We start from the raw sequence: 12,404 nt of genomic DNA, 5'->3' as shown, positions 1-12,404 counted from the left end.
ATGGATTTAAAAGAAAAAATAATAGAAGTAAAGAGTTATTTAAGTCAGTATGAAAAATTAAATCAAGCACTTAGCTTAATCTATTGGGATATGAGAACTAATATGCCAAGTAAAGCAGGAGAATCAAGGTCAGAGGTTTTAGAGTATTTGTCTGGTGAAAGCTTTAAAATGATTACCAGCCCTAAGATTGGAGAATTTATAAAAGACTTATCACAGAATGAAAGTGAAATGAATCTTCAAGAAAGAAGAATGTTAGAGGAGCTTGAAAGAAATTATAATGAAACCAAAAAAATACCAAAGGATAGATATGTAGCCTTTGTTGGTGTTTGTAGCAATTCAGAATTAGCTTGGGAAAGAGCTAAAAAAGAAAATGATTTTGAAATATTTAAACCTCATTTAGAAAAAGTAGTTGAATTTCAAAAGGAATTTATTAATTATTGGGGATATAAAATAGATAAGTATGATACACTTTTAGATAAATATGAATTAGGACTTACCACTAACAAATTAGATAAGATATTTTCAGAGCTAAAAGATGGAATAATCGAAATTTTAAATAATTTAAAATCAAGCAAGAAAACTATAAAACGTGACTTTTTATTTGGAAATTTTGACACAAAAAAGCAGAAGGATTTATCTTTATTAATTTTGGAAAAAATAGGATTTGATTTGAGTGCTGGTAGATTAGATGAAAGTATCCATCCCTTTACAACAAACTTTGGTAATAAGGATGTAAGATTAACTACTAATTATCATGAAGATGAGTTTACTTCAGCTTTGTTTAGTACTATTCATGAAGGTGGACATGGTATTTATGAACAAAATATAAGTGATAATTTAGAAAATACAGGTCTTCAAACAGGATCTTCTATGGCAATACATGAATCTCAGTCAAGATTTTATGAAAATATATTAGGCAGAAGTAAAGAGTTTTGTTCATATTTGCTACCTATAGCTAAAAAATATTTTGAAGATTTCAAAGCTGTTACTTTAGACGAATTCTATGAAGCGATGAACTATGTTGAGACTTCATTAATTAGGACAGAAGCAGATGAATTAACTTATGGACTTCATATTATAATAAGATATGAAATTGAAAAAGAATTAATTAATGGAAAAATAACAGTAGATGATCTTAAAGGTTTATGGAATAAAAAGTATAAAGAATATTTAGGTGTTGAGCCTAAGAATGATAGTGAAGGAGTACTTCAAGATACTCACTGGTCAGATGGATCCTTTGGATATTTTCCAAGTTATGCTTTGGGTAATTTATATGGAGCGCAAATTTTCCATAAACTTTTAGAGGAGAAACCAGAAGTAATGGATGAAGTGAAAAATGGAAATTTAACTGAAATAACTAACTGGTTGAAAGAAAAAGTACATGTACATGGTGCAGTATATACTCCAAATGAACTTATAGAGAATATAACAGGGGAAGATCTTAATCCAAAATATTTTATAGATTATTTGAAAAACAAATATTATAAAATATATAATATAAAATAGGATTTCATATTATAATAAATAAACTGATGGCTAAAGATAATAATACATCATTAGCCATTAGTTTATTTATACTATACAGTTTCTAGATATGTATTATTATTTTTTTCAATATCATAAACAAATAGTTTCCATTATCTCATTCTTGCATTTTAAAGTAACTTACCTAAAAATTTAAGAATTATTATTTAATTTATCTTGCTTTTTGAATACTTTTAATTAGGTTTCTATCAATAAATTTTAAAACCTCACCATTACTTACTTAAAAAAGTAAGTAAATATTATCTGAATTATTAAATTTTCTTAGCATTAATTCCTAGCTTCCATGAATGAAAATAACGTAAAATGTAATTGGATTATTATATTATCTCATAACTATATATACAAGTTAAATAAAGTTTAAATTTATTTTCTGGGAAATAATGTAAAATCATTAGTTTATTTTCTTATATATAATTATACATAAATAAAAGAAAATTAAAATTAATATTCATGTAGGTTTTTATATGTTTTCAGTTTATAAAAAATACTTAGGTCTTAAATGTAGCAATTCTATTGAATGATTTATGAAAAGATTCTATTATACAGATAAAGGAGGGGATATTTTATGAAAGAAAAAAGTTTAAAAGCTCATGAAAATTGGAAAGGAAAAATAGAAGTTATAAGTAGATGTCCTGTAAATAACAATGAAGATTTGACAATAGCATACACTCCCGGGGTATCATATCCTTGTTTAGAAATTGAAAAGGATAAAGATGCTTCATATAAATATACAAGGAGATCTAATTTAGTTGGAGTAATTACTGATGGAAGCGCTGTATTAGGACTTGGAAATATTGGGCCACTAGCAGCAATGCCAGTTATGGAAGGAAAATGTGTATTATTTAAAGAATTTGCAGGTGTTGATGCATTTCCTATTTGTATAAGTGATAATGATGTTGATGTTTTGGTAAATACAATAAAACTTATAGAAGGAAGTTTTGGAGCGATAAATTTAGAGGATATAAGTGCACCTCGTTGTTTTGAAATTGAAGAAAGATTAAATGAAATTTGTGATATACCTGTTTTTCATGATGACCAGCATGGTACTGCCATTGCTGTATTAGCTGCACTTCTAAATGCTATGAAGGTAGTAAGAAAAGATTATAATATGAAGATTATAGTAAATGGAGCAGGAGCTGCAGGGATAGCTATAGCTAATTTAATATACGATGCAGGATTTAAGAACATTGTAATTTGTGATAGATATGGTATAATCACAAGTAATAATGCAAGTAATAAATATCAAATGGAATGCGCTGTAAAATTTAACAGAAATAAGGATGGATCTCTTGAAGATGCATTAGTAGAAGCGGATGTATTTATAGGAGTTAGTGCTGGAAATATTTTAACAAAGGAAATAGTAATGTCAATGAATGCTGATTCTATAATATTTGCACTAGCAAATCCAATTCCAGAAATAATGCCTGAGGTAGCTAAGGAAGCAAATGTAAAGGTTATTGCTACAGGAAGAAGTGATTATCCTAATCAAATAAATAATCTGTTGGTATTTCCAGGAATAATAAAGGGAGCTTTAAAGGCACGTATTAATAAAATAACTACAAAGATGCAATTAGAAGTTGCTAAAGGAATTGCTAATTGTATAAAAGAAAATGAATTAAATAGTGAAAATATAATTCCAAGTGTATTTGATAAAAGAATCGTTGATTTAGTTTGTGATGTAATTTGTAGTTTTAAAGAATAGGAGTTATTATGGAGAATTTAGCTAAATTATTTAATAAATTAACTAATAGTGAACAAAAGGTATTTACATATATTTATGCTAATCAACAAAAAGTAATAAAAATGAAAATAAATGATTTAGCTAAAGAAACATTTACTTCGAAAACTGTAATTATTAATTTAGCACAAAAGCTAGGGTTTGAAGGCTTTTCAGATTTAAAATATTATTTAAAATCAAATAATAATGGTGAAGATGACATAAAGGTTTTAGAAGATTTGCAATATGGATTAAAACAAAATATTGAAAAAACTTTTGTGGTAATAGAAGCTGATTTGTATAAAAAGGTTTCTAGAGAAGTTATGGAAGCTAAAACTGTTTATGTTTTTGCAAGAGGTACAAGCAAAGCAGCCGGATATTATTTAAATCATCTTTTATTAACCTTAGGAATTAAGTGTATATTTGTTAAAGATTACAACCTATTAACTCTAGTTGGAAATACATTAGAAAGTGATGAATTAGTTATTTTAATTTCATTATCTGGAAATACAGAAAAGATACTGGAGGTAGCTAATATATCTAAAGTTAAAGGTTGCAAAACAATAGGGATTACTTCCTTTGGGAATAATGAATTATCTAAGATAAGTGATTATACTCTTCATTGTGTATCTAGTGATACAGAAACAAAATTTAATGATAGCATATCTAGAATTGGTATGTTTATAGTAATTGAAATGTTAGTAAATTCTATTAAAGAGTTTACTAATAGATAGCTCGCAAAATTGCGAGCTATTTTTTTAGAGAATTATAAGATTTGCTATTTAGATAATTTTTAAGACCTAGGTCATTTCTTATGACCTTAGACTTCACAAAAGAAAAGAGTATCACTTAGACTTATTGAAAGATTTGTTTATACCGATTACAATGAAAATGAAAAGAGCGCTCTTTAAAGAAAAGGTATTCATAAATATATAATTTAATAAATGGAGGAAGGCGAAATGTCAAAAGAATTTAGTCAAAAAATTCAACAGTTTGGTAGAACCTTATTACTACCAATTGCAGTTATGGCTCCAGTAGGAATGATATTAGGTATAACAGGAGCTCTTGTTCAGTCTTATATGATAGCAAGATTCCCATTCCTAGGCAATGAAGTTCTAAATACAATTTTAGTTAATATCAGAACTATAGCAGGTGCTGTCTTTGACAATATTCCACTAATGTTTGCAATGGGTGTTGCTTATGGAATGTCAAAAAAAGATAAGGGAATTTCAGTATTTGCATCAGTTATAGGATATATAATCTTAATAATATCTATGAATGTATGGTTAACTGTAACTGGAAAGTTAGCAGCTCCTGAAGTAATGAGTCAATTCGGACAAATAAAGGTATTAGGAATACAAACCATGAATGTAAACGCTTTGGGAGGTATAGTAACAGGTTTAATTGCAGCTTGGGCAACAGATAAATTTTATAAACTTGAATTACCAATTGCTTTTGCATTTTTCTCTGGTAAAAAATCAGTTCCAATAATAACAATGGGAATTATGACTGTAATCGGACTAACAATACCATTCATATGGGAGGCTTTAGTTGCTTTACTTACTAAATTGTCAGTAGTTTTTTTAAGCCCAGTAGGACCATTCTTTACAGCAGCAGGTGAAAGGCTATTTATTCCTTTTGGATTACATCATCTTTGGAATGCTCTATTTAGATTTACTGAAGCTGGTGGTTCATATGTTATAAATGGAGAAACTTTTGTAGGGGTTGTTCCAACCTTAAATGAAGTTTTATTTAATCAAGGACCAACTAGTGAATATTGGAGTATGATGCCATCATTAACAAGATTTATGGCTCAACAACAAATGTTATGTACTTTATTTGCTTTCCCTGCTATAGGACTTGCAATGTACAAAACAGCATATAAAGAAAATAAAAAGTTAGTTAAATCTTTAATGATTACTTGTATATTAACAGCACTTTTAGGTAATGTTACAGAACCACTAGAATTTTCATTTGTATTTATTGCACCATTATTATATGTAGCTTATGCATGTATAATAGGCGTTGGAGCAGTAGTATTATCATTAGCTAATGTAGCAATTGGATATATAAGAGGTACAATTTTCGATTTTGCAATATTTGGATTACTTTATGAAAATACTCATTGGATTAGCTTTATATTGATAGGATTAATTTTAGCAGTTGTAGTTTATTTTGTATTCAAATGGGCAATATTAAAATTTGATTTAAAAACCCCAGGAAGAGAAGATTCTCCATCAGCAGACAATACTCTTATAAAAGAAAAGAGATATGATGAAATAGCTAAGATAGTTATAAAAGCCTTAGGTGGAAAATCAAATATAAAAAATGTAGATAATTGCATAACTCGTTTGAGAATAGATTTAGGTGAAGTTAATATAGTAGATCAAAAACTTTTAGAGACATCAGGATGTACAGGAATATTCTTCCCAGCATCTAAACATATTCATATTGTTTATGGACCTTTAGTAGAGTTTGTTAGAAATGCAGTAGATGACGAATTAAACAATATGTAGTTATAAATTTACTAAAACATTAATATAAATTATAAATACAGCGGAGGGATAGATAATGAGAAGTAGTAATATAATCACAATAACTGGAGCAGGAAGTGCTAGAACTCCAGCCTTGGTAGGAAGCTTAGTAAAATTAAAGGATAGATTTCCATTAAAGAAAATCATCTTTTATGATATAGATAATGAAAGAACGTCTAAAATGGAAGACTATATTAGATTAGTATTAAAAGCTTATTGCAGTGAAACAGAAGTTATTTTCACAACTGATCCAGATGTAGCATATGAAAAAACAGATTTTGTATTTTGTCAAATGCGTGTTGGGAAAAACGAAATGAGAAGTTTTGATGAGAAAATTCCATTAAAATATGGACTAGTAGGACAAGAAACTTGTGGACCAGGAGGATTTGCTTATGGAATGAGATCTCTTGGCGCAATGGTAGAAATGGTTAACCAAGTTCGTAAACATTCAAAGGATACATGGATACTAAATTATACAAATCCTGCTGCAATAGTTGCATTAGGGCTTGATAAAGTATTTCCAGATGATAAAAGAATTTTAAATTTGTGTGATCAACCATATTCTCTTATGAGATCTTATTCAAAAATATTAGGAGTTGAGCAAAAAAATTTAAGAGCTACTTATTTTGGACTAAATCATTTTGGATGGTTTACAGAGCTTAAAGATACAGAGGGAAAAGACTATTTTGATGAATTAAGAACATATTTAAGGGATTATGATTTTAAGCCTTATAATGCAGAGCAGCGTTCTAAATCTTGGCTTGATACGTACTTAAGAGTAAATAAATATATGAACTTCTTTGATGAATATATTCCAACAACATATCTTCAATATTATTTCTTTGCAGAAGAAATAGTAGCTGAAAGTGATCCTAATTACACAAGAGCAGATGAAGCAAAGGATTCAAGAGAAAAAGAAGTTTGGGATATATGCTCTAAGGCCACTAATACTGATTCAATTGAAGATATAGAAATAATTACAAATAGTGTATTTGGAGACTTGATGGTTGAACTTGCTGAATCAATAGCTTATGATCTTCATAATGAGTTTATTCTTATGAGTAGAAATAATGATATTATAACTAACTTTAGTAAAGATGCTATTGTTGAAGTTTCAGGAACTGTTGGAAAAGATGGAGCTAATCCTTATAAATATGGAGAAATTAAACCATTTTATAAAGGTTTAATGGAAGCGCAACATGCGTATGAACTTCTTACAGTTGAAGCTTTCTTAGAAAAAAATTATACTAAAGCATTACAAGCATTAACTTTAAATAGAACTATTGTAAATCCAGAAAAGGCAAAAGCTGTATTAGATGATTTAATGGAAAAAAATAAAGATTACTGGTATTTAACTTAAAAATAATTAAAGTCCTCTAAAATTTTAGAGGACTTTAATTATTTTATTTTATTAATTGATTAAAAATCATAATTCTATGTCAATACTGATAATAAGTAAAGATGTAGGAGGGGTTAAGTATGAAGTCTAATAAAAAATTATTAACTATAATATTTATAGTAATAATATTTTTATTAAGTGCTAAAATAAGTGCTTATGCAAATACATCAAATAATTTTGAATCTATGGGATTAAATAGTGAAAATTTTATTGAGTATATAAATAATTTAAGTATTGATAAAGAAGATATTGAAAATATAATTGATAAGGGAAAAGATTTAGCAGAAGATGTTAAAGATAAAACTAGTATAAAAGAGTTTTCTTTGGCTGAAATTCTGGGGATATACAAAGATGCAACTTATATAGCAAATAACTTAAATTTAAATATAGATTTTAGTTTTAAAGACGGCAATTTTATTCTTAAAGAAAAAGAAAATAATGATACAATTTTTGAGGGTAATATAAATGAATTAGGAAAATACTTCGATTTTTATAAAAATAATTTAGATTTACTGGCTAAAGAAGTTTTGGGTAGTATTGATAATAAAGAGATTATAGAAAATATTGAAGAAGTTGCTGAAGATGAACTTGGAATTTTAAAAGAAACTTCAAATAATAATGAAATAATAAGTAATAAAATTATAGATAATAAAGATACTTTAAATGATACAAAAAATGAATCAGAAAATAATAGTTTAACTGCATCTAAAGAAAAGATTGTTTTAGAAAATAATAAAAGAAAATCAGAAATAATATTTTCTATATTTATTTTATCAGGAGCATTTTTCACAATTGCAATTTCCTATATTAAATTAAAAAAATAACTTAAAACTATATAAGGGGGCAAAGTTTTGCCTTCTTTTTTAATTTTCAAATAAACACACATAAAATTCAATTAACAATTAACAATTATTTATATGGATTATTAATTAAAACATATATATAATAAAATAAAGAATTTACTTATTTATAATATAGTAAACTAGAGGTGGTTAAATGGATAACTATAATTTTATAAATGATTTATTTGAAAAAATAAATGAAGAAAATAATAAGATAATTCCAGCTAATATAATGTTAATTGGTAAAACAGGAGTAGGAAAGAGTACTCTAATAAATAATATATTTAGAGAAAATTTAGCTAAAACAGGAGTGGGACGACCAGTTACTGAACATCTTAAAAAGATAACTAAAGAAGGAGTCCCTTTAAATTTATATGATAGCAGAGGCTTAGAATTAGATAAACAGATTCAAGATAAAGTAAGAAATGATATTGATAATGAAATAGATAGAATACATAGAAATAAGGATATTAACTCCGAAGATTTAATACATGTTGTTTGGTATTGTATTAATTCAGCCTCAAATAGAATAGAAAGTTTTGAAATTGAATGGATAAAAAACTTATCACAAAAGGTACCCGTTATTATTGTATTAACTCAAAGTTTTACTGATAGTTCTACAGAACTTGAAAAGTATATAGATAATATGAACTTAAATATTAGAGGAATTCAAAGAATTCTTGCAGAGCCAATAAAATTTGGAAACATAGAAATACCAAGATTTGGACTTAGTGAACTAGTAGAAAAAACTTATCAAATTTTACCACAAGGAATAAGAAGGGCTTTTAACAATGCCCAGAAGGTAGATTTAAAAAGAAAAGTAGATGCTGCTACCAAATGGGCTTTAGGGTATATTGGAACCTCCTTTGGGGTTGGTTTCTCGCCTATTCCTTTTTCAGATTCAGCAATTCTTATACCCGCTCAAGTAGGAATGCTTGCACATATTACAACTATTTTTGGTGTTAAAGTAGATAAAGATTTATTAATAGCAATAGCTTCAGGTGTAGGAGGTATTGCAGGAGCAACTGTAGCAGGAAAAACAATAGTTAGTAATCTTTTGAAATTCATACCAGTTGCAGGTACTATTATTGGAGGTGCAATAAGTGGTACAACAGCTAGTGCATTAACAACGGCCTTAGCTTTTTCTTATATTGAGGTAATGAAGAGAGTAGCTTCTAATCAATATGAAGGTAAAACAACTGAAGGTGAAGAAATATCACAAATGATGTATGAAGAATTAAAAAAGCATTTTAATAAAAATTAATTAAAATGCTTTTTGACCTAAATAATATATTAATGCAAGAGCAATAGACATAAATAATAATACTGTAAGCTTTTTTAAATTTAATTCATGACTTACAATCATTAAGAATATTTCAAATATACAGACTAAGATAATTCCTATTAAGGATAATTCTAATGCTAAAATAAAAAATATGAAATAATAACCTATAAATTTAAAAAAAGAAGCAAAGACTAGTACAAAAATACTAATTAAAACAAGTATAACTAGTGGAGATAATTTATACTTTAGTGACTTTTTATTTTTAAAAGTCCAAAACTCATAGATTAAAAATAATATTAATAAAATAAATCTTAAAGTATTAGATAAGTTATACAATACTAGTTCCTCCAATAGATTTATAGAAATTTTACTATGAATATTATTATAGTTTATACAATAAAAAGCTTTTTAATATTCATATTAGCCCAAAATATTAAAAATAAGGCTATAGCTGTAAATATTATAGCATATCCATAATTTTGTATATTATTATTTAATAAGTTTTTAATAATAATTTTAATGATTGAAAATCCTAAAGAATTTTCAAAAACTATTTCTAATTCAATAGGGCTAAAACTAAATTTTTTTAAATATGAGATAATAATCTCTTTAAACTGGTTAACTTCTAATAATAAGTTTCTATTTATCTTATTAAGAAATTCATCATATAAAAATGGTATATACAATATATTTACAAGGTAAATATAAGTTATTTTTTTAGTTGAAATTAAGGTGATAATGTTCAAAATTAATAAAATATAAATTTTTTTCATAAAAATTCTCCATAAAGTTAGATATATTTTATTGGTAAATAATACATATTATATCATATCAATATTTAACTAGGTAGTATGAAATTTAATAAAATATAAATTTCAATTAATAAAGAATTGTATACAATTTTTAACTGTAAAGAGAAAAAAGGGGTGTACTCACCCCTGATAAATCTTATTTATTAGTTATTTTAAAGTAATTTCCTTCAATAATAAAGTCTGCTATTTTAAATGTATCTTTTAAATGCTTTTCTTCATTTGCATCTTTTGGAGTTCCAATAATATCTCCATTATTTAGTATTGTTGTATTTCTATTTGTGTTAACTAATACTCTTCCCATAGATGTATTATCAAATCCATCTCTCTTAACACCTAAAAGATAAGATATTGTTGGTAAGAAATCCACTTGTCCCCCAGCATTAGATATAGTAGAAGCTTTTAAATCTTTATTATAAATTATATATGGTATTTTCTTGTAATTTTCTTGCCACCAATCTTCATTTAATGGTGCATCTTTAATTTCTTCTTCATAAAATTTATGAACGCCACAATGATCACCATAAATCATTAATACAGTATTATCTAATTGACCATTTTTGTCTAGTTCTTCTATAAACAATCTTATTGCTTCATCTGTATATCTTACACTTTGAAAGTAAGCACCTAACATATTTTCATCTAATTCTTTAGGAATATCTAGTAATTTCTTTTCTTCAGGTATTTCAAAAGGTCCATGGCTTGTTAATGTTACTACAAAAGCATAAAAAGGATCTTGCTCTAATTTTAGTTTATCAGCTACTTGCTTTAAGTAAGATTCATCAGATAATCCAAGACCAATAATTTCATCTACATTAAATTTATTTATATCCCATAATTTATCAACTCCAAAGGATTTATGGGGTTCTGCCCAGTTCCAGCTTCCAGGTAGTTCTGCATGAGTTGAAATTGTAGTATATCCCTTATTCTTTAATATATTTTGCATACTATTATATGAAGTCCAAGGATATGCTGGAAATGTGCTAGTTTCTCTTATAGGAAAAATAGAAGTATTCACCATTAAATCTGCATCTGAACTAGTTCCTGAGTTATTTTGTTCATAAATATTATCAAAGTATAGACTATTTGAAAGTAATTTATTTAATGTAGGGGTTATTTCTTGTCCATAAATATTTTTATTTATTACAAAGTTTTCTAATGATTCAACTTGTATTGCAACCAAATTTTTGCCTTTAAGTATTCCAAAGTATTCGTTGTCTGAAATATCTTCTTTGTTATTACTAATCCATTCTTTTACATCATTAATATCGGAATCTGATAGTTTTTCATTTCTTCCAGTAAAATAAACTAAATCAAATCCATGATAACCTAAAGGACTCATATCGCTAAATGTTTGGAAAGGTGCCCATGACAGTCTAAATAATGATTTTCCCTGAACGGTACCTTTTATATCTATTTTATAATGTGATATAAAAATAAAAGCTCCACTTAATAAAAATACTGTAACTGCCTTTATAATTCTTAAAGATAATTTAGAATTGTCTTTATAATTTATTAATTTACCAAATTTAAATAGTATAAAGAATATTATAAAATCTACAAAAAATAATAAATCTACGATTTTAAAGTTCAATAAACTCTTATTTGTTGGATTAAAAATTTCAGTATGAAGTAAATGTCGTATTGATAAAAATGTTCCATTATTTCTGTAATACCATATATCAGCAACAAATAAAATGGTAATAATTAAATCAATTATTAAAGCTGCTCTAATTTTTCCTTTATACTTAAATAAGTATAAAATACTTAATATTAAGGTAATTATAAGTAAATGTGCATAAAGAGCCGGAACTCCAAAATACATAGTTGAAAGACTTATTCTAGATGAATTAGTGCTTCTAAGCATTGATAATAATAGCATTGATTTTAATTGTATTATTACAACCATAAGTAAGAATAACCAATTATTTAATACTCTCTTTTTAAAAAATTCTTTCATATGCTAACCTCCGAAATATATAGTTCTCATTCAATTAATTTTATCTTAAATAAATAATTATGGCTATATAAATAAATGTTTGTAAAAGAAAAATAATATTTATATTTAATTTATGGAAATTTAGTATTTATATTATTAGATGAATAACTTTAAATATAAGTGGAATTTTAATATTATTAGTAAAAAATTATAATTTCCATTTAAACATTATAATACACTAAAAATCAGATACTACATTTAATAAAACTTTAGTGGAATTTGTAGAAAAATATGCTAGAATATACAATGGGCTTTATAAACAATATATTAATAT

10 protein-coding genes are annotated in these 12,404 nt (G+C 26.2%); 7 read left to right on the top strand and 3 right to left on the bottom strand.

Going from position 1 to position 12,404, the window contains the following annotated elements:
- The 7 genes from AAT22_RS11950 to AAT22_RS11920 all read left to right on the top strand — a co-directional run bounded on the left by AAT22_RS11950 (position 1) and on the right by AAT22_RS11920 (position 9,301).
- The gene (locus tag AAT22_RS11950) at positions 1–1,506 is read left to right on the top strand and encodes a carboxypeptidase M32 (RefSeq protein WP_047001395.1); all 1,506 of its coding nucleotides are present in this window, start codon (positions 1–3) and stop codon (positions 1,504–1,506) included.
- 604 nt (positions 1,507–2,110) lie between these two features.
- Positions 2,111–3,247, top strand: coding sequence for an NADP-dependent malic enzyme (locus AAT22_RS11945; RefSeq protein WP_016207649.1), 1,137 nt, complete (start codon positions 2,111–2,113; stop codon positions 3,245–3,247).
- Positions 3,248–3,255: 8 nt separating this feature from the next.
- The gene (locus tag AAT22_RS11940; RefSeq protein WP_016207650.1) at positions 3,256–3,996 is read left to right on the top strand and encodes a MurR/RpiR family transcriptional regulator; all 741 of its coding nucleotides are present in this window, start codon (positions 3,256–3,258) and stop codon (positions 3,994–3,996) included.
- 225 nt (positions 3,997–4,221) lie between these two features.
- Positions 4,222–5,778, top strand: coding sequence for a PTS transporter subunit EIIC (locus AAT22_RS11935; protein WP_016207651.1), 1,557 nt, complete (start codon positions 4,222–4,224; stop codon positions 5,776–5,778).
- Positions 5,779–5,833: 55 nt separating this feature from the next.
- Positions 5,834–7,156 (top strand): 6-phospho-alpha-glucosidase, encoded by a 1,323-nt coding sequence (locus AAT22_RS11930; RefSeq protein ID WP_172655019.1) that lies wholly within the window; start codon positions 5,834–5,836, stop codon positions 7,154–7,156.
- Positions 7,157–7,275: 119 nt separating this feature from the next.
- A complete protein-coding gene (locus AAT22_RS11925) occupies positions 7,276–8,019 on the top strand; it encodes a hypothetical protein (RefSeq protein WP_047001393.1) in 744 nt (247 codons plus the stop codon).
- A 172-nt stretch (positions 8,020–8,191) separates the two neighbouring features.
- Positions 8,192–9,301: a GTPase gene (locus tag AAT22_RS11920; protein ID WP_047001392.1), complete on the top strand. Its 1,110-nt coding sequence runs from the start codon at positions 8,192–8,194 to the stop codon at positions 9,299–9,301.
- Here the strand turns inward: AAT22_RS11920 and AAT22_RS11915 are convergent, their stop codons facing one another.
- The 3 genes from AAT22_RS11915 to AAT22_RS11905 all read right to left on the bottom strand — a co-directional run bounded on the left by AAT22_RS11915 (position 9,302) and on the right by AAT22_RS11905 (position 12,091).
- On the bottom strand, positions 9,302–9,658 hold the full coding sequence (locus tag AAT22_RS11915) for a hypothetical protein (protein WP_047001391.1): 357 nt from the start codon (positions 9,656–9,658) through the stop codon (positions 9,302–9,304). It abuts the gene before it with no gap.
- A 53-nt stretch (positions 9,659–9,711) separates the two neighbouring features.
- Positions 9,712–10,095, bottom strand: a complete 384-nt coding sequence (locus tag AAT22_RS11910; RefSeq protein ID WP_047001390.1) for a hypothetical protein — start codon at positions 10,093–10,095, stop codon at positions 9,712–9,714.
- Positions 10,096–10,270: 175 nt separating this feature from the next.
- On the bottom strand, positions 10,271–12,091 hold the full coding sequence (locus tag AAT22_RS11905; RefSeq protein WP_047001389.1) for an LTA synthase family protein: 1,821 nt from the start codon (positions 12,089–12,091) through the stop codon (positions 10,271–10,273).
- Between the last annotated feature and the right edge of the window lie 313 nt (positions 12,092–12,404).

The organism is Clostridium sp. C8 (genome assembly GCF_001010885.1).
Classification (GTDB): domain Bacteria; phylum Bacillota; class Clostridia; order Clostridiales; family Clostridiaceae; genus Clostridium; species Clostridium sartagoforme.
The sequence above is the reverse complement of the archived record's forward strand: the minus strand, read 5'-3'. Positions and strand labels throughout refer to the sequence as shown.